The organism is Paraburkholderia suaedae, assembly GCF_040812055.1.
Classification (GTDB): domain Bacteria; phylum Pseudomonadota; class Gammaproteobacteria; order Burkholderiales; family Burkholderiaceae; genus Paraburkholderia.
This window is the reverse complement of record NZ_JBFOAH010000003.1, coordinates 69,801-92,070: the sequence shown is the minus strand read 5'-3', so window position 1 is coordinate 92,070 and position 22,270 is coordinate 69,801. Positions and strand designations below refer to the sequence as shown.

Here is a 22,270-nt window from a genome sequence, read left to right as displayed (position 1 = left end):
TGCATGGGACCGGAGTAAGCGCTGAAGCGCTAAGTCCGGTCGACCGCAACAGGTGCATGGGACCGGACTAAGCGCTGAAGCGCTAAGTCCGGTCGACAAAGGAGAACAACGATGAATCGCTCGCTTTATATCGCCGCAACCGGCATGAATGCGCAACAGGCGCAGATGGACGTGATCTCGAACAACCTCGCGAACGTCAGTACCAACGGCTTCAAAGGCTCGCGAGCAGTGTTCGAGGACCTGCTGTATCAGACGATCCGCCAGCCGGGCGCGAACTCGACGCAGCAAACCGAACTGCCGTCCGGTATCCAGCTCGGCACGGGCGTGCAACAGGTCGCAACCGAGCGTCTGTACACCCAGGGCAATCTGCAGCAGACCGGCAACTCCAAGGACGTCGCGATCAACGGCGCGGGTTTCTTCCAGGTGCAGATGCCCGACGGCACGACCGCCTACACCCGCGACGGCTCGTTCCAGACCAACGCCCAGGGGCAACTCGTCACGTCGAGCGGATATCAGGTCATCCCGGCCATCACGATCCCGACCAACGCCACTTCCATGACGATCGGCAGCGACGGCGTGGTGTCGGTCACGGTCTCCGGGTCGTCCAATACGCAGCAGCTCGGCTCGATGCAGATCGCCACGTTCATCAACCCGGCCGGTCTCGATGCGAAGGGCGAGAACCTGTTCTCGGAGACGGCTTCGTCGGGCGCGCCCAACATCGCGCAGCCCGGCCTGAACGGCTCGGGCACGCTCAATCAGGGCTATGTCGAAGCGTCGAACGTCAACGTGGTGCAGGAACTGGTGAACATGATTCAGACCCAGCGCGCCTACGAAATCAACAGCAAGGCCGTGACCACCTCCGACCAGATGCTGCAGACGCTCAGCCAGATGCAGGTCTAGAGGCTGGGAACGGAAGAAGGTAATCTCGATGTCGTACTTCACTCGCATTCCGGTTCATTCGCGCACCGCTCAGGCGCTCGCGCAGCTCACGCTGCTCGCAGCCCTTGGTGGCTGCGGCCTCGTGCCCAAGCAGCCGATCACCCAGCAGCCGATGACGGCATTGCCGCCGCTTCCGCCGCAATCGCAGGCGCCGGGTTCGATCTACAACCCGGGCTACGCGGGCCGACCGCTGTTCGAAGATCAGCGGCCGCGCAATGTCGGCGACATCATCACCATCGTGATTGCCGAAAACATCAACGCGACCAAATCGTCGGGCGCGAATGCCAATCGCAACGGCAACACGAGTTTCACCGTGCCGACCGCGGGCTTTCTCGGCGGCCTGTTCGCCAAGACCAATCTCAGCGCCAACGGCGCGAACGTGTTTTCCGGCACGGGCGGCGCCAATGCGTCGAATACGTTCAACGGCACGATCACCGTCACCGTGACGGGCGTGCAGGCCAACGGCAACCTGGTCGTCAGCGGCGAAAAGCAAATGCTGATCAACCAGGGCAACGAATTCGTGCGCTTCTCCGGCGTGGTCAATCCGAACACGATCTCCAGCCTGAACGCGGTGTATTCCACTCAGGTGGCCGACGCGAAAATCGAGTATTCCGCCAAGGGCTATCTCGATGAGGCCGAGAACATGGGTTGGCTGCAACGCTTCTTCCTCAACGTGTCGCCGTGGTGATCATGCGCACCGTATTCCCGCGCCGCGCGGCCGGCGTCGTCCGCAACGCGAGTTTCGCCGCTGTCCGCGCGGCGGCCTCGCGCGCCGGCCGGGCGCTCGCGTTTATCGCGCTCGCTTGCGCGGCGCTGCCGGCCGCCACGCCCGCGCATGCAGAGCGGCTGAAAGATCTTGCGCAGATCCAGGGCGTGCGCGACAACCCGCTGATCGGCTACGGCCTCGTGGTCGGTCTCGACGGCACCGGCGACCAGACCACCCAGACGCCTTTCACCACGCAGACGCTTGCCAACATGCTGGCGAACCTCGGCATCTCGATCAACAACCAGGCGGCGGGGTCGAGCAACTCGCAGTCGTCGCTGTCGAACATCCAGTTGAAGAACGTCGCCGCCGTGATGGTGACGGCGGTGCTGCCGCCGTTCGCGCGTCCCGGTGAAGCGATCGACGTCACGGTGTCCTCGCTCGGCAATGCGAAGAGCCTGCGTGGCGGCACCTTGCTGCTCACGCCGCTCAAGGGCGCCGACGGCCAGGTGTACGCGCTCGGCCAGGGCAACCTGGCGGTCGGCGGCGCCGGAGCAAGCGCCAACGGCAGCAGGGTGCAGGTCAACACGCTGGCTGCGGGCCGCATCGCAGGCGGCGCGATCGTCGAACGCGCGGTGCCGACGTCGGTGTCGCAAGCGGGCACCATGCAGCTCGACCTGAACGACATGGACTACGACACTACGCAGCGCGTCGTCGCCGCGGTCAACAATGCGTTCGGCAGCGGCACCGCCATGGCGCTCGACGGCCGCACCATCCAGTTGCGCGCGCCGGCCGATCCGCAGCAGCAGGTCTCGTTCATGGCGCAATTGCAGAACCTCGACGTGAGGCCGGCGCAGGCCGCCGCGAAGGTGATCCTGAACGCGCGCACCGGCTCGATCGTGATGAACCAGATGGTCACGCTGCAGAACTGCGCCGTGGCGCACGGCAATCTGTCGGTGGTGATCAACACGCAGCCGGTCGTGAGCCAGCCCGGCGCATTCTCGAACGGCCGCACGGTGGTCGCGCAGCAGTCGCAAATCCAGATGAAGCAGGACAACGGCGCACTGAAGCTGGTGAACGCCGGCGCGAGCCTCGCCGATGTGGTGAAGGCGCTCAACGCACTCGGTGCAACGCCGGCGGATCTGATGTCGATCCTGCAGGCCATGAAGGCGGCCGGCGCTTTGCGCGCCGACCTGGAAATCATCTAAGGGAAACGCCGGATGAATTCGGATACGACCAATACCGCGAACGACCTGACCCAGCGGTTCGCGCTCGATGTGCAGGGCTTCGCCAGTCTGAGCGCGCAAGCCAAGGCGTCGCCGCAAGCCGGCATGAAGATGGCGGCGCAGCAGTTCGACGCCGTCTTCACGCAGATGATGCTAAAGAGCATGCGCGACGCGACGCCGCAGGACGGTCCGTTCGATTCGCACGACAGCGCCACCTTCACGTCGATGATGGATCAGCAGATGTCGCAGCAGTTGTCGAAGAAGGGCATCGGCGTGGCGGACGCGATGCTCACGCAGTTGATGCGCAATCAGGGCATGCAGGTTGGCAATGGCACGGGCGGCACCGGCGGCGCGGGCGGCCTCGGCGGCATGGCGAACGCGCTGGGCGGCGGCAGCGGTGGTGACGAGGGCCAGACGGCCGCGCTCAACGCGCTCGCGAAAGCCTATGGCAACGCACAGGCCAACGGCCGGTTGGCGATGGGCAAGGGCTACTCGGCGAACAGCGCGTTGACGCCGCCGTTGCGCGGCGACGGCAGCTCGCCCAAGGTCGACGCCTTCGTCGACAAGCTGGCCGCGCCCGCGCAGGCGGCGAGCGCCGCGACCGGCATTCCGGCGCGCTTCATCATCGGTCAGGCCGCGCTCGAATCGGGCTGGGGCAAGAGCGAGATCAGGAAAGCGGACGGCTCTACCAGCCACAACGTGTTCGGCATCAAGGCGACCAAGGACTGGACGGGCAAGACCGTGTCGACTGTCACGACCGAGTATGTGAACGGCAAGCCGCATCGCATGGTCGAGAAATTCCGGGCATACGATTCGTATCAGGAAGCGATGACCGACTACGCGAGCATGCTCAAGGGCAACCCGCGCTACGCGCAGGTGATCAATTCCTCGCACGACGTGAACGGCTTTGCCAACGGCATGCAGCGCGCGGGTTATGCGACCGATCCGCATTACGCAAGGAAACTGATGTCGATCATGCAGAAGATGGGCTGACCGGCAGTTGATCCGGCAGTGCGGTGAAAGACTGGTCCGGCAGTACTGAACGGCGTAGCGGAGCGAGGCCCCGCGCAAGTTGATCGACCTCACTAAGAACCCTGCACGCGAGCGGGCCAACAGCACGACAAGGCGGGAGACCGGCCGCCGCGGGTGTCCGGTTCAGCCGTGAAAGGCGGACTGCGATTTAACGTTTGCGGCAAATATTTCGTTCAGAGCCCTAAATTTTGGCTGGATGATGCCGCTAAAGAGTTAGACCCGATACCGGAACGCGACATAACGTCCGGTTCAATGCACGTGCCGTGGCTTCGGCGAAGGCCTCGCGAAGGCCCCCGGAACCCAGGCACGCGCCCGCAAGAACAAAGCATACCGGCAAGCCCATGGATATGAACCAGTCGAACGGCCACACCGACACGCACGGTCAGCCGCACGCCTCGCAAGACGAAAGCGCGCCCGATTTCGGCCGTCGCAATCCGCTGGAGATCGGCGTCCAGCTGCGCAATCTCGTCAATCGCGGTGATTTCCTCACCGCCGAATACGCGGGCGGCCAACTGGTGACGCGTTTGCTCGACGTCGACGTGCGCGAGCGCACCTTCACTTTCGACTGGGGCGCGCTGGCCGAGCAGAACAAAGTCTTGCTGGCCGCGCCGCGCTGTCAGTTCCACGCCTCGCCGGACGGCGTGCGCGTCGAGTTCGCCACGAGAACGCCGCGCGAGACCCGTTTCGAAGGACTGCCCGCGTTCGAGGCCGATTTCCCCGAGGTGCTGTTTTACGTACAGCGCCGCGAGTATTTCCGCGTCAACGCGCCGCTTCTCGATCCGTACGTGTGCAGCGGCCGATTGCCGGAAGGCGACACGTTCCGCTTCGAAATGCACGACCTGTCGCTCGGCGGCGTTGGCATGCGCACCGCCGACGAACGCGTAGCCGAATTGCCGATGGGCACGCGTCTGATGGATTGCGAGCTGTCGTTCGGCAGCCTCGGCCGGCTCACGCTCGATCTGCAACTGGTGTCGCACCGCTCGACCTCGCTGCCCAACGGCACGCAGCGCTATCAGCTCGGTTTTCGTTTCTTGACGCTGCCGGGCAGCGCTGAAAACACGCTTCAACGGCTGATCACGCAGCTGGAGATGAAGCGCCGTTCGCTAGTGCGTTGATGCGGGATGATCCTCAATTTTTCTTCGTGGCGGCCGTTAAACAGGATGTTCAAGTAACGCGGCGGCATGTGGTCAGTGCCGCCCTTCAGGATTGCGCATGTCCAATCTCATCAATATCGGCCTCAGTGGACTGACCGCAGCCCAGTGGGGACTCACGACGACCGGCCAGAACATCAGCAATGCGTCGACGCCGGGCTATACGATCGAAACCCCGGTCTACGCAGAAACGGGTGGGCAGTACACGGGTACAGGTTTTTTGCCGCAGGGTGTCTCGACTGTCACCGTGACGCGCCAGTACAGCCAGTATCTGACCACTGAGCTGAACAACGCACAGTCGACGAACAGTTCACTGTCGACGTACAGCACGATGATCTCGCAGCTGAACAATCTGATCGGCAGTCCGACCGGCGGGATTGCGAGCGCGATCACCAGCTATTTCACCGGTTTGCAGAACGTCTCGAACAACGCCTCGAGCCTCGCCACGCGCCAGACCGCGATGAGCGGCGCGCAGACCCTCGTGAACCAGATCAATGCCGCCGGTCAGCAATACGACGCGCTGCGCCAAAGCGTCAACACGCAGCTGACCAACACCGTATCGCAGATCAACGGCTACACGCAGCAGATTGCCCAGCTGAACGGACAGATCGAAGCGGCCAGTGCTCAGGGTCAGCCGCCGAACCAGCTGATGGATCAGCGCGACCTCGCCGTGTCGAATCTTTCGCAATTGGTCGGCGTGAGCGTTGTCAACAGCAACGGCGGCTATAGCGTGTTCATGGCCGACGGCCAGCCGCTCGTGTCCGCCGGCAATAGCTTCAACCTCGGCACCGCACCTGCGACGGGCGACACCAGCGAACTGTCGGTGCAGTATCTCGGCCAGGCCGGCGCGAGCCAGCCCATCGTTCCGCAAAACATACCCGACAGCAACATCACGGGCGGCACGCTTGGCGGCCTCACCGCGTTCCGCAGCCAGACGCTCGATCCGTCGGAAGCACAACTCGGCGCGATTGCGGTGAGCTTCGCCTCGCAGGTTAATGCGCAGAACGCGCTCGGCATCACGCTCACCGGCGCCCAGGGCGGCGCGCTGTTCTCGGTAGGCGGCCCGACGGTCTATGCGAATACGCAGAACACGGGTAATGCGTCGACGCTGACAGTGTCGTTCGCAAATCCCGCGCAACCGACCAGCGGCGATTACACGCTTACCTTCAATGGCAGCGCCTACACGCTGACCGACAATTCGAGCGGCGCCGTGGTGGGGTCGGCGCCCAATCTGTCCCAGCCGATCAACGGCCTGAACTTCTCGCTCCCCGTCGGCACGGCGATGAACCCGGGCGACTCGTTCACGATCGAACCGACGCGTGGCGCGCTGAACAGCTTCGCCGCTGCGACCACGGCTCCTTCGGCGATTGCCGCCGCTTCTCCGGTGCTGGGCGCGGCCGCCGCGTCCAACACCGGTACGGGCACCATTTCGCCGGGTACGGTGACGGCGGGCTACACGATGCCGAACGCGACCACTACGCTGTCGTATGCGGTCGCGGCGGGGGTCGGGTCCCTGTCCGGATTTCCAATCGGCTCAACGGTGACGGTGACAGCTGGCACACCGCCGACCCAAACCGCCTACAACATCACCGCCCTTGCGCCGAGCGTGCCTTACTCGGCGGCCACAGGCGCGACGCTGACGATCACCAACGCTACCCCCGGCAGCATGAACGGCGTGACGGTGACGATCAGCGGCGCACCTGCCGCCGGCGACACCTTCACCATCGGCCCGAACACCGGCGCGACGAACGACGGCAGCAACGCGCTCGCGTTGTCCAGGCTGTCCGCCGCGAAGTCGATGTCGGGCGGCACGGTTACGCTGGTGGGCGCGTATGCGAGCTACGTCAACCAGGTCGGCAACCAGACCAACCAGATCCAGACTTCGAGCACAGCCCAGACCGCGGTGACGACGCAGATCACCGCCGCGCAGCAGTCGGTGTCCGGCGTGAACCTCAACGAGGAAGCAGCCAACCTGCTTCAGTATCAGCAGCTCTATCAGGCCAACAGCAAGGTCATTCAGACCGCGCAGACCCTGTTCCAGACGTTGCTCGGCGTTTTCCAGTGAGGCGTTGAAGATGCGCATCTCCAGTTCGCAGTACTTCGCCATGAACGTGGCGACGATGAGCGATCAGCAAGCTCAGTTGTCGCAGCTCTACGCACAGATTTCGAGCGGCTCCAGCCTGTCCACGCCGGCGGACAATCCGCTCGGCGCGGCGCAAGCGGTTCAGTTGAGCTCGACGGCGACAACGTTGTCGCAGTACACGAGCAACCAGACGACTGCACTTGCGTCGCTGCAACAGGAAGACTCCACGCTCGGCAGCGTCAATACTGTATTGCAGAGCATTCAGACGCTCATACTGAAAGCCGGCGACGGTACGCTGAACAATACCAACCGTGGCGCGATCGCCACGCAGTTGCAAGGCTTGAGCAGCCAGTTGATGACGCTGGCCAACTCGACCGACCCGCAGGGCAACTACCTGTTCGCCGGCTTTCAGAGCACTGCGCAGCCGTACAGCATCAATTCCGCCGGCGTGGTGACCTATTCGGGCGACACCGGCACGCGCACCGTGCAGGTCACCGACTCGAGCACCATCCAGACCGCCGACAACGGCCTCTCGATCTTTGGCAGCGTCGCGCCGATCGGCACGAGCGCGGTGCCGGCCGCGGCGGCGACGAATACGGGCAGCGGCGTGATAGGCAGCGTCAGCTTGACCAATCCAATCAATCCGGCCAATGCGGATACGTACACCATCACGTTCACGTCGCCGACCACCTACACGGTGAGCCAGACCAGTCCGAGCGCGCCGGGCGTGCCCGGCGTACCCGGCGCGCCGCAGACGTTCACCGCCGGCTCGGCCATCACGCTCGGCGGCCAGCAGGTGAGCATCACGGGCGCGCCGAACACGAACGACAGCTTCACGGTAACGCCGGCCACGCAAGGCAGCATGGACGTGTTCGCCAATCTGAACCAGCTCATTGCCACGCTGCAAACGCCGGTCTCGGGCACGGCCTCGACGGCCAGTTTCCAGAGCGCGCTCACTACCAGTGCGACCCAGCTCGAGAACACGATCAACAACGTGGTCACCGCGCGAGCGAACGTGGGTGGACGCGAACAGGAAGTCCAGGCGTTGCAGACGGTTACGCAAGCCAACAGCTTGCAGACGTCGACCAACCTGACCGCGCTGACGCAAACCGACATGGTCAAGACAATCAGCCAGTACACGCTGACCCAGACCGCACTGCAAGCGGCGCAGCAGGCCTTTGTGAAAATCCAGAACGTGTCGCTGTTCCAGTACCTGAACTGAGCGGGCGCGTCGTCTGAAATACGAAAGGGCGGAAACCGGCGCGAGCCGGGTCCGCCCTTGTTCGTTTTGTGCGGCCAACGTATGGCGCGGACCGCGCTACTTCAACCCAGCTGCCACGCGTCCCATTTGATCGATGCCGATGTCGAACAGGCGCGCGAAGAAAGGGATCATGTTGGGGATCATCAGTTGCAGCAGCAGCAGGCCGATCAGCATCGTGAGCGGAAAGCCAATCTGAAATACGCCGATTTGCGGCGCGGCGCGATTCAGGATCCCGAGCGAGATGTTGGTGATCAGCAGCGCGACGACCACCGGCAACGACAGCAACAGCCCTGCCGAAAACACCGTGCTACCGAAATTCACCAGCGTGCGCCAGCCGGGCGCGCGCAGGATGTTCGCGGACACCGGGACCGACTGGAAGGTGGCCAGCAGTGCGCTGATCATCTGCAAATGCCCGTCGATGACGAGAAACACGAGCATCGCAATGGTGTTCGTGTAGCTCGACAGCACCTGGCTCGAACTGCTCGCCTGCATGTCGAAGAAGGTCGCGAAGCCGAGGCCCATGCCCAGGCCCACAAAGTCGCCGGTCGCGCTGATCGCCTGAAAGACGATCTGCATCGTCACGCCGAGCGCGATGCCGATCAGGAATTGATTGACGATGATCCACACGCCTTCGGCCGAAAACACGGTGACCTGCGGCAGCGGCCCGAGCGTGGGCGCGACGATGATCGTGGTGAAGGCCGCGAGGCCGATTTTCACGCGCGTTGGCAATGAGCGGTTGCCGAACACCGGTGCGCTCGCCACCAACGCGAGAATCCGCACGAACGGCCACAGGAACGCCGTGAGCCAGGCATTCAGTTGTGCGTACGTGACGGAAAACATGACGGAGAAAGAGAGCGCTCAGTTGACGAGCGACGGGATGTTGGTGAGCGTATGGCGCAGATAGTCGAGCATCGTCGTCAGCATCCACGGACCGGCGATCACCATGGTGACGACGATTGCGAGCAGTTTCGGAATGAAGGACAGCGTGGTTTCGTTGATCTGCGTCGCGGCCTGGAACAGGCTCACGATCAGACCGACCACCAGCGCCACCAGTAGCAAGGGCGACGCAAGCAGCAGGCCGACATACATGGCCTGGTGCGCGAGTGTCATGACGGATTCTTGATTCATGGCGAGTCGACCTGAAGCGTGAGCGGTTGAGCGGTGCGGTTAAGTGACTGAGCCGGGCGATCGAGTCAAACGAAGCTTTGCGCCAGCGAGCCGAGCAGCAGTTGCCAGCCGTCCACCAGCACGAACAGCATCAGCTTGAACGGCAGCGAAATTGTCGCGGGTGAGACCATCATCATGCCCATCGACATCAGCACGCTCGCCACCACCATGTCGATGATCAGGAACGGGATGAAGATCGTGAAGCCGATCGTGAAACCGGTCTTCAACTCGCTCGTTACAAACGACGGCACCAGCAGCGACAGCGGCACGTCCTCCGGGCCTTGCATCGGCGCCGCGTGCGAGATGCGCGCGAACAGCGCGAGATCGCTTTCGCGGGTCTGGCGCAGCATGAAGGTCTTGAACGGCGCCACACCGCGCGAGACGGCCTGGTCCATCGTGATCGTGCCGTCGGAGAACGGCTTGTATCCCTCGTTATAGGCTTTGTCGAGCACCGGCGACATCACGAAAAGCGTGAGAAACATCGCAAGCCCGACCAGCACCTGATTGGGCGGCGTGGTGCTCGTGCCGAGCGCCTGGCGCAGCAGCGACAACACGATGATGATGCGCGTGAAGCTCGTCATCATCAGCACCATCGCGGGGAGGAACGACAGCATCGTGAGCAGCAGCATCGTCTGCACGCTCAGCGAGTAGGTCGTGCCGCCGTTCGGGCCCGGGCTCGTGTTGAACGCGGGCAAACCCGCGCTCTGTGCGAAACAGAGCGTGGGCAGCGCGAGCATCAGCACCGGCAGCAGGAGCGGCACATAGCGGCGCAGCAGGGCGAGCACGGCTTGCGACGAGCAGGGCGCAGGCGCTTGCGAAGCAGCCACGGCGCTACGCGCCGGCCGCAGGCTGACTTGCATGGAACTGAACTGCATTACCGATCCCCGCCGCCTTGCGCGTTGAAACGTTTGCCTACCTCGCCTTTCAACGCGTCGCGAAAGCGTTGACCGAAGGTGCCCGGTAGGGGCGCGCGAGCGCCCGGGTTCTGCGCAGGCGTGCCGGCGAGTGCATCGGGCGCAGCGGAGCCGGCCGGCATCGTATGGAGCAAACGCACATTGCCTGGCGCCGCGCCGAGAACTAGCCACGTGTCGCCGACCTCGACCACCGCGACGCGTTCCTTGCCGCCGAGCGACGCGCCGCCGACGGTCTTCACGAGCCCGCCGCGATGGCCCGGCTGCAGCCCGAAGCGGCGCGCGAGCCAGGCGCAGCCGAACACGAGGCCGATCACGACCAGCAAGCCGACGATCGTCTGCAATACCGCGCCGACGCCCAGCGCGGGAACAGCCGTGCCCGCGCCGACTGCGGATGCGATGCTCGCGGCGTGATTGACCGCGTTCATGTCGGCGGCGTGCGCGGAAAAGGGCGCGGAGAACGGCGCGCCCAGCGCCGCCGTCGAGGCGGCGAACCGGGCGGCGCGCAGCAGCGCATCGCGCGAAGCGGGCAGCAAGGCGCGACCGGCGATACGGTTCATCGATTCAACTTCCGGATGCGTTCGGACGGCGTAATGATGTCCGTCAGACGGATGCCGAACTTGTCGTTCACCACCACCACTTCACCCTGCGCGATCAGGCAGCCGTTCACCAGCACATCCATCGGCTCGCCGGCCATGCCGTCGAGCTCCACCACCGAACCCTGCGCGAGTTGCAGCAGGTTGCGGATCGCGATCTTGGTGCGGCCCAGTTCGACCGTCATCTGGACGGGAATGTCCAGGATCATGTCGATGTCGTTGCGCGTCGAGGTCGGCTCGACTTTGGACAGCGGTTGGAACACACCGGCCGCCGTCGCGCTGACTTCTGCGTTGTCGTTCTGCTCGGCCAGCGCGCTGGCCCAGTCGGCCATCGCGTCATCGTCCTCGGACGTCACGGCGCCGGCGGCCAGTTGCGACTCGCCCATCGCCGGTACACCCTCGGGCATTGCGTTCAGGTCACTCATATCCACCATCCTTCATTGTGTCGGCTGCGCTGATCATCTTCTGGACCCGCAACGCGTACTGACCATTGAAAATCCCGTAGCCGCATTCCATCACCGGCACGCCGTCGACTTTCGCCGTGATGTGCTCGGGGATGTTGATCGGCAGAACATCGCCTTTGCGCATGTTCAGGATCTGTTCGAACGTCACCGGCACCTGCACGAGGTCGGCGGTCACTTCCACTTCGGCGGCCTGGACCTGCTGCGAGAGCACGCGGACCCAGCGGCGGTCGACTTCGAGCGCCTCGCCCTGGATCGGCGAGGACAGCACGTCGCGGATCGGCTCGATCATCGAATACGGCATGCAAATGTGCAGCGTGCCGCCGGTCGTGCCGAACTCGATCGAGAACTGCGTGACGATGACGATCTCGTTGGGTGTCGCGACGTTGGCAAACTGCGTGTGCATTTCAGAGCGCACGAATTCGAACTGCAGTGGGCGCACGCTTTTCCACGACGCCGTGTAGTGGTCGAACGTCATGTTGAGCAGCTTCATGATGATGCGCTGCTCGGTCTGCGTGAAGTCGCGCCCTTCGACGCGGGTATGGAAGCGCCCGTCGCCGCCGAACAGGTTGTCGACCACGAAGAACACGAGGTTCGGATCGAACACGAACAGCGACGTGCCGCGCAACGGCTTCACGTGGACCAGATTCAGGTTGGTCGGGATCGGCAGGTTGCGGGTGAACTCGCTGTACTTCTGCACTTTCACCGGACCGACGGAGATTTCCGCCGAACGCCGCATGAAGTTGAAAATGCCGACGCGCAACAGCCGCGCGAAGCGGTCGTTGATGATTTCGAGGCCAGGCATCCGGCCGCGGACGATGCGTTCCTGCGTCGCGATGTTGTACGGGCGTACGCCCGTGCGGTCGCTTTGCTCGGCCTCGGTGTCGGATTCGCCGGTGACGCCCTTGAGCAGGGCATCGACCTCCTCCTGGGACATGAACTCTTCGTGGCCCATTCCTTTATTCCTCGTGCGCCCCGCGGCGGTGGATGATGGCAGCGCTAGATAACGTCACTGAACGTCACTGGACGACGAATTCGGTGAACAAGACGTCGCGCACGTTGATCGGTGCGGCGCCCTTGTCGGTCGGCTGCTCGATCAGCGTCTTCAGTTCGTCGGCGAGCGCGCGCTTGCCCTCGAGCGGCGCGAGCTGATCCGGATGCTTGTTCGACAGCGCGAGCAGGATGTGGCTGCGGACCTCCGGCATGTGCTCGGTCAGCTCCTGCTGGGTGCGGGCGTCGCCGAGCTTGAGCGTGAGGCCGATGCGCAGGAAGTGCTGCTGGCCGTCGTCCGATTGCAGGTTGACGGTCATCGATTCGAGCGGGAAGAAGAGCGGCACGGCGGGCGGCGGCGGCGCGACTTCCACGGAAGCGGCGGCGGGTGCGCGTTTGGACATGAAGAACCACACGCCTGCCCCGGCTGCGCCTGCCGCGACGATCGCGATGAGGGCGATCACAATGATGCGCTTGAACGGGCCCGGGGAGGCGGGCGCGGCTGGCTGCGGTGCGGTCGTGGTTGCCATGAGGTTTGCTTTGCTTGCCGTTAGTACTGGTGATGGTGATTGTTGTTGATTTGCCCGCGCCGCGATGGGTCGAAAAGAAGGGTTATTGCGGGCTATCTCTGGTTTTTGGGGTTTTTTGACTGGATGGGGTGGGCATGCTGGTGGCTATTTGCAAGCTGTGTTGGCGTTTGCTCGCTTTCGTGGTGGTTTGCTCGCGTTGCCCCGTGCGGGCGATTCGCATGCATCGTCCGGCCGTCCTATAACAGCACGCATCCTTACAAACCTGCGTCGGGTCAATGCGGGATGCTCGTCCGGTCCGGCTCAACGTCGCTCGACTCAACCTTGGCGTGTTCGCAGATGAGTCTCGATCGGCAAACATAGTTGCGTCCACAAAAACTGACTGCAGGGCCTGAGCGGGTTGACCGGTGCCCGTACCCGGACCGGCGACCCTGCAACGACTCGCCGATCGAGCATCGGTCCTCGCCCGGCCAGTTTCGCACTTGCGACAGCGCCGAACGCTGCCGCGACGCGTTCGGGCGTAGATGGAGGATACTCGTGTAGCAGCGAGCCAACATATCCAGCCCAGGATTCCGCACATGAAGACACTTCCGCTACTGACTCTTTGCACTGCGTTGTTCTCGTTCGGCGGAGCGGCGTACGCGCAAGTCGACCAATCCGAGCCTCAGGTTCTGATCAAGACCGCGACGCAACAGATACTTGACGAGGTGCGCACTCGAGCGATCGCGCCCGACGATATTCCCCGCATCATGGATATCGTAAACCGGGACATTATTCCCTACACCGATTTTCGCCGCACCACGTCGCTGGCGATGGGCCGTTACTGGCGGACCGCAACGCCCGCGCAGCAGCAGCAACTGATCGAACAGTTCGAGATGCTCCTGATTCACACGTATTCGGGCGCAATCGGTCAGCTACGTCCGGACCAACGGATCGACTACCCGCCGATACACATCGCACCGACCGATACGGACGTGGTGGTGCGCACGGTTGCAATAAGGAACGGCGAGCCAGCAGAGATCGACTACCGGCTGTACAGCACGCCGCAGGGCTGGCGGTTGTACGACCTGAACGTGCTCGGCGTCTGGCTAATCCAGACGTATCGGCAGCAGTTCAGCGGCAAGATCCAGGAAAGCGGCGTTGACGGTCTGATCCAGTTTCTCGCTGAGCGCAACCAGCAGCTCGCTTCGGGCAAGCAGTAAGTGACCGCTGGGCAGGGTGTTGGCTTGCGCTTACAGAAGGTGGAGAAGGTGGGTCGCGCGCAATGGACGATTTGCGGACGTGGCCCAAGTTGGCTTCCGCCGAGCCCCCGCGAGTATGGAGCACGTGGCGGTTCCGAAGGGCTGTGGAAGGTCTACCGGTCGCCTACAAGCTCTCTTCCCGCGGTGAAGGCAAGACTGCAAACCGTCAGGCGAAGAATTGCGGTCCGCGATCCGTCAGGCGAACGTATCCACCAGGCCAACCTTCCGCTGTACGGCGACGTTGGCGACCGTGTCGACCGAATTGGCTGCACCGCTGCTGGCAGATGAGCCGCCGCTGCGGCCGGATCTTCCGCCGGAACTGCCCGAGTCCCCGTTCTGCTGGCCGCTGTTCTGCCGGGCGAAGCCGTCGCTCACGCTGGCACTGCCCAAACCAATTCCGTTCGATTCCATCGCCTCGCGCAACTTCGGCAGCGCGGCCTCGACGGCCTCGCGGACCGACTGATGCTGAGAGACGAACAACGCGTGTGCATGGTTATCGGCAACCTGCAAGACCACCTGTAACGGACCAAGGTCCTTCGGATTGAGCGTCAGTTCGGCACTCTGCGAATGCGCGTTCGACAGGAACACGACCTTCTGGCTCAGCGCGTCCTCCCAGTCGGTCGTGCCAACTTGCGGCGTCAACGCGTTCGCGACCGACGCGGCGCTTGCGTTGCCGGTGGTTTGCGCGGCTGCCGTCGTGCTCGCCGCATTCGCCGCGGCCTGGGTAGCGGCCAGTGCGGCGTTCGCCGCGTCGGCTGCATTCTTGAACGATGCCACGTCGTCGGCCTGGCCGCTGCTGGCTGCCGTCGCAGCGAGCGTGTCGAGTGTCGATTTCGCCGCCGCCGGGTCGGTCGGTGTCGCCGGCGTGGCAGTCGATGCGATCGCTGTGCCCTTGCTCGCGCCCGACCCCTTGCCGTCGCCGAGCAGGCTACTCGCCGCCGGCTTGCCGTCCGCCGCGCCGGTCAGGGCCATCCCTTTGGCCGACGTCGTGGCAGACGCTGCGGCGGCGCTTGCCAAAGTCTGCGCCGGCACCACGCCCTGGCCGCTCGCGAGCGCGGCGAGCGCCGCCTGGAGCGCGTCTTGCACCGACTTCGGGTCCGCGCCCGGGATTTTCTTCGACGGCGCGCTGCCGTTCGCCGGCGTTGCCGCCGTGCCGGCCAATGTCGTCACGGCATCGGTCAAGGCGGTGGCGGGGTCGACGGTCGTGGTCGTGGCGCCGTTGGCGCCGCTCTGTGCTTCAGCCTGAGCCTGAGCCTGAGCCTGAACCGCGGCTGCGGCTGCGGCTGCCGCCGCCGTGGCCGCAGTTCCCGCGTCGGGCTGAGTCGCCGCTTGGCCGCCGTTCGCGGAAGTCGCGGCCGTCTTGCCCGTCGAAACCTGCTGCGGATGCCCCGCTGGCGCAGTGGACTGCGCCGTGTTCGTCGAACTGCTGCTGTTCGCGCTGCTGCTTGCATCGGCATCCGCGTTGTTCGACGCAGTGTGAGCCGGGGGCGCATCGTGCACGCTCGACGAAGACGCGGAAGATGCAGAAGCCCCCGCAGATGAAGCGGCCGAGCCAGAAGCCGAAGCCGCCGAAGCCTGCTGCTGACTCGCGCTCTGCGCAGCCGCACTGTTTTGCTGATCGATGCTCTGCTGCAAAGTCTGCGAAAACGCGTTCGCGCTCGCCGCGGCGGCCATCGCCGCGCTGGTCGAGGTGCTGCCGGCGGAGCCGAGCAGCGGGCCGATCTGTGAAAGAAGCGACATAAGGAATCCTGTCAATCCATCAAACGGTGTGGTGTCGGTCAAGCGTGGCGCGCTCGCGCCGCTCAAACGCCTTCGGCGCGCGTGCGCAGAATGCGCGCCGCGTGTTCGTCCGCGTCGCGCTGATCGCGCCGCGCGACAGTTTTCGCTTCGGCCGCTGCGCCGCGCGCCTGCAGCACTTCGTACGACCCGAGCTTTTGTTTCTGGCGCTGCCAGTCGGGCTTGGCCGCCTCGACGCGCGCGGTGGCCGTCACGAGCAGATTGCGCTGCTGTTCGATGGCCGCGTCGAGCGTGTCGATGAACGCCTGGAAATTGCGCATGTTGCCGGCCGGCATGCCGCTCTGCGCGCTCGCCGTGAAGCGCGCATGGTATTCGTCGCGGTATTGCACGAGCGAGTCGAGCTGCGTCTGTACGTCGTTGCGTTCACGCTGCGCGCGGCCAAGACGTTGCGCCGCGGCGTCCACGTCCTCTTTGGCGAGGCCGATAAGTGTCTGAATCGGAAAGTGTTTCGCCATCGTCAGCCTCCTTGGGCAAACAGCGCGTTCAGCATGTCGACACTCGGTTCAAAGTTCGCGCATTCACGAAAACCCTGCTGCAAAAATGCTTCCATGCGCGGATATAGCGCGATCGCGCGATCGAGCACCGCATCGCGTCCGCTCGAATACGCGCCGACGTTGATCAGATCGCGGTTGCGCTGATAGCGCGACAACATCTGCTTGAACATACGCGTTCTGTTCAAATGGTTTTCGTCGATCAACGCGGTCATTGCCCGGCTAATCGACGCTTCGATATCGATCGCCGGATAGTGGCCGGCCTCGGCGAGCGAGCGAGACAGCACGATGTGGCCGTCGAGAATCGCCCGCGCGGAGTCGGCAATCGGGTCCTGCTGATCGTCGCCTTCGGTCAGCACGGTATAGAACGCGGTGATCGAGCCGCCGCCCGCCGGGCCGTTGCCGGTCCGCTCGACCAGCGCCGGCAGCTTGGCGAACACCGACGGCGGATAGCCCTTGGTGGCGGGCGGCTCGCCCACGGCCAGCGCGATTTCGCGCTGGGCCATCGCGTAACGGGTCAGCGAATCCATCAGCAGCAGCACGTGCTTGCCCTGGTCGCGGAAATATTCGGCGAGCGACGTGGAATACGCGGCCGCCTGCATCCGCAGCAGCGGCGACACGTCGGCCGGCGCGGCGATCACCACCGAGCGCGCCAGGCCTTCCTCGCCGAGAATCTGTTCGATGAACTCCTTCACTTCCCGGCCGCGCTCGCCGATCAGGCCGATCACGATCACTTCCGCACTCGTATAGCGCGCCATGGTGCCGAGCAGCACCGACTTACCGACGCCGGAACCGGCGAACAGGCCCATGCGCTGACCTCGGCCGACGGTCAACAGCGCGTTGATCGCGCGCACGCCCACGTCGAGCACCTTGTGAATCGGCTCGCGATTGAGCGGATTGATGACCGGCGCGGACAGCGGCGCATCGGCCTGCGCGCCGAGCGGCCCGAGGCCGTCGAGCGGGCGGCCGGATGCGTCCAGCACGCGCCCGAGCAGTTCCCAGCCGACCGGCAGACGTTTCGCGCCCGCCAGCGGGTCGGCGATCGGCGCGCTTTCGAGCGGATAGACGCGCGCGCCGGGCAGCAGGCCGATCACTTCGGTGGTGGGCATCAGGAACAGCTTGTCGCCAGAGAAGCCGACGACTTCCGCTTCGGCCATCGGCAGCGCACTGCCCAGCGGCAGTTCGATCATCACTTCGGCGCCCACCGACAGGCGCAGCCCGACGGCTTCGAGCACCAGGCCGGCGGCGCGCGTCAGCCGTCCGCACGCGCGCAGCGGCCTCGCGATCGCGTTGCGCGCGCGCAGCGCGTCGAGCCGGCCGCGCCAGGCCTGCATATGCGGATTGCTGTCCAGCGCGGGGTCATAGGGGGCCGGGGCGAGCGCGGCGGCGCTGGCGGGAGGGTAATCGCGGCGCGCGGTCGCCGCCATGGCGGGATGCGCGTTCGCCGGATCGCGCAGGGCGGCTTCGATGGCCGCAACCGCGGCTGCCGCGGATGTCACGGCGGACCCCGCTTCAGGCGGCAGCGCGTCGGCCGCCCCCGCGAGCGCCTCGGCGCCGAACGATGCCAGCGCCAGTTCGCGTTCGAGCGGCGTCAGATCGCTGGCGCGAATTTCGTCGAGGGTCGGCTTCACCACGTGCTGACCTTGCCGAGTGCGGCCGCGACGCGCTGCCAGCGCGTGTCGATGCCGGCGTCGACTTCGCCGCTGCCGGCCTGCGCGCGGCAGCCGCCGCGCTCGATCGACGCATCCGTACGCACGGTCCAGCCGCGCGTCTGCAGTTCTTCCATCAGATAGGCTTCGACGACCGGCAGATCGGCAGGACTCACGATCAGCGCCGGCGCGCCGACCAGCGCGGGCTCGGCGGCGAGCACCTCGCGCGCGGCGGCGATCAGCGCGGTCGGGTCATGCTGAACGTGCTGGCGCACCACCTGTTGCGCGATGTCCAGCGCAAGCGCGGCCAGCGTGTCCGAGATGGCGGCCTGCGCGCCGTCGAGCGCACTCTTGAACGTGGCCGCCAGCGCGGCGAGCCGCGCCGCTTCTTCGCGCGCTTCGCTTTGGCCCTGCTCGAACCCCTGCGCATGCCCTTGCTCGTAACCGGCCTGATAACCGAGCGCCTGACCGGCCACGTGGCCGGACGCGATACCCCGGGCATGCGCCGCGTCGCGCAGGCGTTCCAACTCGGCTTCGAATGCGCCCTCGTCGACTTCCGCTTCGGGCGGCGGGGCCGGCGGCGCGGGATCGAACGAGGCCATCTCCCAGCGCTGGTAGGCCGAGAGGCTTTCCTTCGCCGTGGAGCGTTGATCAGACATACGCATCTTCGGCCTTGCCGCCTAGAACGATTTGCCCGCTCTCGGCGAGATTGCGCACGATTTGCAGGATGCGGCGCTGCTGCGTTTCCACTTCGGAGACGCGCACCGGCCCGCGTGCGTCGAGGTCTTCGGCGAGCAGTTCTGCCGCGCGCTGCGACATGTTCGACAGAAACTTCTGGCGCAGCGCGGGCGGCGCACCCTTCAGGGAAATGATCAGCGCTTCCGACTCGACTTCCTTGAGCAGCAACTGGATCGCGCGGTCTTCCAGATCCAGCAGGTTCTCGAACACGAACATCTGGTCGATGATCTTCTGCGCGAGTTCTGCGTCGTACTGGCGCACGTTCTCGATCACGCCTTCTTCATGGTTGCTCGACATGAAGTTGAGAATCTCGGCCGCCGTGCGGATGCCGCCCATCGGGCTGCGCTTCAGGTTGTCGCTGCCCGACAGCAGGCCCGTCAGCACGTCGTCGAGTTCGCGCAGCGCGGCCGGCTGAATGCCGTCGAGCGTCGCGATGCGCAGCAGCACGTCGTTGCGCAGCCGTTCGGTGAAGCAGGCGACGATCTCCGACGCCTGATCGCGGTCCAGGTGAACCAGAATGGTCGCGATGATCTGGGGATGCTCGTTCTTGATCAGCTCGGCGACCGCTGCGGAATCCATCCACTTCAGGCCTTCTATGCCGCTGGTGTCGCTGCCCTGCAGGATCCGGTCGATGATCACGCCGGCCTTGTCGTCGCCGAGCGCCTTGGTCAGTACCGAACGGATGTACTCGTTGGAGTCCAGCGACATGCCCGTGTGCTGCTCCGCCTCGCGCACGAACTCCTGCAGGACGTCGTCGACCTGCTCGCGGGTCACGTTCTTCAGCGCGGCCATCGCGACGCCGATCTTCTGGACTTCGCGCGGCCCGAGGAACTTGAACACCTGCGCGGCTTCTTCCTCGCCGATCGACATCAGCAGGAGCGCGCTTTTCATTACGCCTTCAGCGCTCATCGGACACCCAGTTTTTCACGACGGTTGCAACGATCTTCGGATCCTGGCGCGCGATATTGCGCGCGAATTCCAGGTTCCGCTCATATTTGTGTTTCGCGTTTTCCAGCGCCAGCGTCTCGACGTCGGTCTCGATCTCGACCAGGGCGCCTTCGCGCTCCGCAGCCGGAATACCGTCGAGCAGCAGCGGCTCTTCGGGCGACGTGAGTGCGGCGGCGGCGGGCTGCGGCGGCGGGAACGCGCGGCGCAGCGCCGGCTTGACCATCACGAAGTAGACGAACAGGGCGACGGCGCCGATGCCGAGGTAGGTCGCGATCTGTTTGGCGAGCGCCAGCATTTCAGGGGTGCGCCACCACGGCAGGTTCGCGTTCGGATCGGCTTCGGTGGTGAACGCGCTGTTGACCACGTTGACCGAGTCGCCGCGCGCCGAATCGAAGCCCATCGCGTCCTTCACCAGCTGGGTGACCTGCGTGAGTTTGTCCGCTGTGACGGGCACCATGCTCGCGTGACCCTTCGCGTCCACCACCTTCATGTAGTTCACCACCACCGCCACCGACAGACGCCGGATGCCGCCCATCGGCTGGTCGGTGTGGCGCACGGTCTTGTCGAGCTCGTAGTTGGTGGTGGAATCCTTGCGGTCGCTGACCGGCGTGGTGGTCTGGCCGCTCGTGCTGCCGTTGCCCGCCGTGATCGGCGCGGAAGCCGGCTGCGGCGGCTGGTTCGACAGCGCGCCGGGCACGCCCGAGGCACCGCCTTGCGACATTTCGGTGGCGCTGCTGCTTTGCTGGCTGCGGATTGCCGCCTGCTGCGGATTGCCGTTCGGGCCGTAGTTTTCCGAAGTTTGTTCGGTGTGCGAGAAGTCGATGTCGGCGCTGACCTGCGAGTGCGCGTTGCCGGGACCGAACAGCGGCGCGAGGATCGCGTCGATGCGCTGCTGCGTGTTGCGTTCGATCTGCTGGCGAAACTTCAGTTGCGACGCATCGAGACCGCTGCCGGTGGTCGGCTGGGTCAGCAGATTGCCGTCCTGATCGAGGATCGTCACGCCGTGCACCGGCATTTCCGGCACCGCGGACGACACCATGTGCGTGATCGCGACCACCTGGCCTTCGTCGAGCACGCGGCCCGGATAGAGGTTGACCAGCACGGCCGCCGACGGCGCTTCCTTGTCGCGCACGAACACCGAGGGCTTGGGAATCGCCAGATGCACGCGCGCGGACTTCACCGTCGAAATCGACTCGATGGTGCGCTCCAGTTCGCCTTCGAGCGCACGCTGATAGTTGACCTGCTCGTCGAACTGGCTGATGCCGAACTTCTGGTTGTCCATCAGCTCGAAGCCGACCGAGCCGCTTTTGGGCAAGCCTTGCGACGCGAGGCGCAGACGCATCTCGTGCACCTGCTCGGACGGCACCAGGATCGCGCCGCCGTTCTCGGACAGCTTGTAGGGGATGTTGGCCTGCTGAAGCGCCGTGATGATCGAGCCGCCGTCGCGGTCGGACAGATTGCTGTAGAGCACCTTGTAGTCCGGCGCGCGCGACCACAGGAACAGGGCCGCCACGATCGCCACCAGCAGCGCGACCGCGAAAATCAGCGGCGCGCGCGGATTGCCGCGCATCTGCGCGAGCCCCGAGAGCCGCTGGGTGAAGTTGCCGCCCATGCCGCCGAGCCCGCCCAGGTCGGCCGCGCCGCCTGGCTGGCCGCCGCCGGCCGCGCCCACGCCGGGCTGCGCGCCAGTCAGCCCCATGCGGGCGTCGGGGTTGATCAATGAGTTGGCTGACGAATCCATGCGTCGGGTATCTCCGGGATGCCTTGGCGTTCTGCCGCCTGCCGCCGCACCAGGGTCGGCGGGCGTACGGACAGAAACTTTCACCCTTGAAATTATCCGCAGCGCCGCTCAACCCGATTGCTTGAATAGAGCCGGGTTTCGCCTCTACTTTCGGGGCTTTCCGGCCGAACGCGCTTGCTATGCTTTCGCTCAGATCGGTACGGCCGCCGTGCGGCTGTGACGCACCGCTCGCTCATTTAACGGAGAGAACATGACCATGCCCGTGAACGCGCTTTCGTCGGCGCTGCAACAGATGCAGTCGATGGCGGCGCAGGCGGCCGGCGGCACCGGCCCGGCGGCATCCGCAGGGTCCGGCGCGGCCACGGCCGGCGGCTTCGCGTCGGCGCTCAAGGCGTCGCTCGACAAGATCAGCACCGACCAGAAAACGGCGGTCGGCGAGTCGCAGGCGTTCGAGCTGGGGTCGTCGAACGTGTCGCTGAACGACGTCATGGTGGACATGCAGAAGGCCGGCATCGGCTTCCAGTTCGGCTTGCAGGTGCGCAACAAGCTGGTTGCCGCCTACAACGAAATTTCGCAGATGGCGGTCTGAGCGGGCGGCAGGCGGCCCGTGGATGGGGC

Annotated in this window: 22 protein-coding genes; 9 read left to right on the top strand and 13 right to left on the bottom strand. The window is 65.0% G+C overall.

Annotated features, from left to right (window positions below; all coding sequences use genetic code 11):
- Positions 1-111 precede the first annotated feature (111 nt).
- The 7 genes from flgG (at position 112) to flgL (ending at position 8,356) form a co-directional block, all read left to right on the top strand.
- Entirely contained in the window at positions 112-900 is a 789-nt protein-coding gene (flgG, locus tag ABQJ48_RS05915) for a flagellar basal-body rod protein FlgG (protein ID WP_367836660.1), read from the top strand.
- Between the two features lie 28 nt (positions 901-928).
- A complete protein-coding gene (gene flgH, locus ABQJ48_RS05910; protein ID WP_367836659.1) occupies positions 929-1,627 on the top strand; it encodes a flagellar basal body L-ring protein FlgH in 699 nt (232 codons plus the stop codon).
- A 2-nt stretch (positions 1,628-1,629) separates the two neighbouring features.
- Entirely contained in the window at positions 1,630-2,850 is a 1,221-nt protein-coding gene (locus ABQJ48_RS05905; RefSeq protein WP_367836657.1) for a flagellar basal body P-ring protein FlgI, read from the top strand.
- 12 nt (positions 2,851-2,862) lie between these two features.
- Positions 2,863-3,861, top strand: coding sequence for a flagellar assembly peptidoglycan hydrolase FlgJ (flgJ, locus tag ABQJ48_RS05900; protein ID WP_367836656.1), 999 nt, complete (start codon positions 2,863-2,865; stop codon positions 3,859-3,861).
- A gap of 380 nt (positions 3,862-4,241) precedes the next feature.
- Positions 4,242-5,015: a flagellar brake protein gene (locus tag ABQJ48_RS05895; RefSeq protein ID WP_367836655.1), complete on the top strand. Its 774-nt coding sequence runs from the start codon at positions 4,242-4,244 to the stop codon at positions 5,013-5,015.
- Between the two features lie 97 nt (positions 5,016-5,112).
- Positions 5,113-7,116 carry a flagellar hook-associated protein FlgK gene (flgK, locus tag ABQJ48_RS05890; RefSeq protein WP_367836654.1) on the top strand — a complete coding sequence of 668 codons (2,004 nt, stop codon included), beginning with the start codon at positions 5,113-5,115 and terminating at the stop codon, positions 7,114-7,116.
- A gap of 10 nt (positions 7,117-7,126) precedes the next feature.
- On the top strand, positions 7,127-8,356 hold the full coding sequence (gene flgL / locus ABQJ48_RS05885; RefSeq protein WP_367836653.1) for a flagellar hook-associated protein FlgL: 1,230 nt from the start codon (positions 7,127-7,129) through the stop codon (positions 8,354-8,356).
- A gap of 96 nt (positions 8,357-8,452) precedes the next feature.
- Here flgL and fliR read toward each other — a convergent pair whose 3' ends face one another.
- The 7 genes from fliR to fliL form a co-directional block, all read right to left on the bottom strand.
- Positions 8,453-9,235: a flagellar biosynthetic protein FliR gene (gene fliR, locus ABQJ48_RS05880; protein ID WP_367836651.1), complete on the bottom strand. Its 783-nt coding sequence runs from the start codon at positions 9,233-9,235 to the stop codon at positions 8,453-8,455.
- A gap of 18 nt (positions 9,236-9,253) precedes the next feature.
- Entirely contained in the window at positions 9,254-9,523 is a 270-nt protein-coding gene (gene fliQ / locus ABQJ48_RS05875) for a flagellar biosynthesis protein FliQ (protein WP_367836650.1), read from the bottom strand.
- 65 nt (positions 9,524-9,588) lie between these two features.
- The gene (gene fliP, locus ABQJ48_RS05870) at positions 9,589-10,422 is read right to left on the bottom strand and encodes a flagellar type III secretion system pore protein FliP (protein WP_367836649.1); all 834 of its coding nucleotides are present in this window, start codon (positions 10,420-10,422) and stop codon (positions 9,589-9,591) included.
- Between the two features lie 14 nt (positions 10,423-10,436).
- Positions 10,437-11,033 (bottom strand): flagellar biosynthetic protein FliO, encoded by a 597-nt coding sequence (gene fliO, locus ABQJ48_RS05865; RefSeq protein WP_367836648.1) that lies wholly within the window; start codon positions 11,031-11,033, stop codon positions 10,437-10,439.
- Positions 11,030-11,494, bottom strand: a complete 465-nt coding sequence (fliN, locus tag ABQJ48_RS05860) for a flagellar motor switch protein FliN (RefSeq protein WP_367836647.1) — start codon at positions 11,492-11,494, stop codon at positions 11,030-11,032. Before fliN ends, fliO begins: the two co-directional genes overlap by 4 nt.
- Positions 11,487-12,485, bottom strand: coding sequence for a flagellar motor switch protein FliM (fliM, locus tag ABQJ48_RS05855; protein ID WP_367836646.1), 999 nt, complete (start codon positions 12,483-12,485; stop codon positions 11,487-11,489). The genes fliN and fliM overlap by 8 nt, the downstream gene beginning before the upstream one ends.
- A 64-nt stretch (positions 12,486-12,549) precedes the next feature.
- Complete coding sequence (gene fliL, locus ABQJ48_RS05850; protein ID WP_367836645.1) at positions 12,550-13,050, bottom strand: flagellar basal body-associated protein FliL; 501 nt, start codon at positions 13,048-13,050, stop codon at positions 12,550-12,552.
- A gap of 575 nt (positions 13,051-13,625) precedes the next feature.
- Between fliL and ABQJ48_RS05845 the strand changes: the two genes are divergently transcribed.
- Positions 13,626-14,249, top strand: a complete 624-nt coding sequence (locus ABQJ48_RS05845) for an MlaC/ttg2D family ABC transporter substrate-binding protein (protein WP_367836643.1) — start codon at positions 13,626-13,628, stop codon at positions 14,247-14,249.
- A gap of 234 nt (positions 14,250-14,483) precedes the next feature.
- On the opposite strand, the gene ABQJ48_RS05840 is transcribed toward ABQJ48_RS05845, so the two are convergent.
- From ABQJ48_RS05840 to fliF, 6 genes are all read right to left on the bottom strand, one after another.
- Positions 14,484-16,028, bottom strand: a complete 1,545-nt coding sequence (locus ABQJ48_RS05840) for a flagellar hook-length control protein FliK (RefSeq protein ID WP_367836642.1) — start codon at positions 16,026-16,028, stop codon at positions 14,484-14,486.
- 62 nt (positions 16,029-16,090) lie between these two features.
- Positions 16,091-16,540: a flagellar export protein FliJ gene (gene fliJ / locus ABQJ48_RS05835; RefSeq protein ID WP_367836640.1), complete on the bottom strand. Its 450-nt coding sequence runs from the start codon at positions 16,538-16,540 to the stop codon at positions 16,091-16,093.
- Positions 16,541-16,542: 2 nt separating this feature from the next.
- Positions 16,543-18,210, bottom strand: a complete 1,668-nt coding sequence (fliI, locus tag ABQJ48_RS05830; RefSeq protein ID WP_367836638.1) for a flagellar protein export ATPase FliI — start codon at positions 18,208-18,210, stop codon at positions 16,543-16,545.
- Positions 18,204-18,890, bottom strand: a complete 687-nt coding sequence (fliH, locus tag ABQJ48_RS05825; RefSeq protein WP_367836636.1) for a flagellar assembly protein FliH — start codon at positions 18,888-18,890, stop codon at positions 18,204-18,206. Before fliH ends, fliI begins: the two co-directional genes overlap by 7 nt.
- The gene (gene fliG, locus ABQJ48_RS05820; RefSeq protein ID WP_367836635.1) at positions 18,877-19,872 is read right to left on the bottom strand and encodes a flagellar motor switch protein FliG; all 996 of its coding nucleotides are present in this window, start codon (positions 19,870-19,872) and stop codon (positions 18,877-18,879) included. Before fliG ends, fliH begins: the two co-directional genes overlap by 14 nt.
- Positions 19,862-21,652 (bottom strand): flagellar basal-body MS-ring/collar protein FliF, encoded by a 1,791-nt coding sequence (gene fliF, locus ABQJ48_RS05815; protein ID WP_367836634.1) that lies wholly within the window; start codon positions 21,650-21,652, stop codon positions 19,862-19,864. Before fliF ends, fliG begins: the two co-directional genes overlap by 11 nt.
- A gap of 250 nt (positions 21,653-21,902) precedes the next feature.
- On the opposite strand from fliF, the gene fliE reads away from it, so the two are divergent.
- Positions 21,903-22,241, top strand: a complete 339-nt coding sequence (gene fliE, locus ABQJ48_RS05810) for a flagellar hook-basal body complex protein FliE (protein WP_367836633.1) — start codon at positions 21,903-21,905, stop codon at positions 22,239-22,241.
- Positions 22,242-22,270 lie beyond the last annotated feature (29 nt).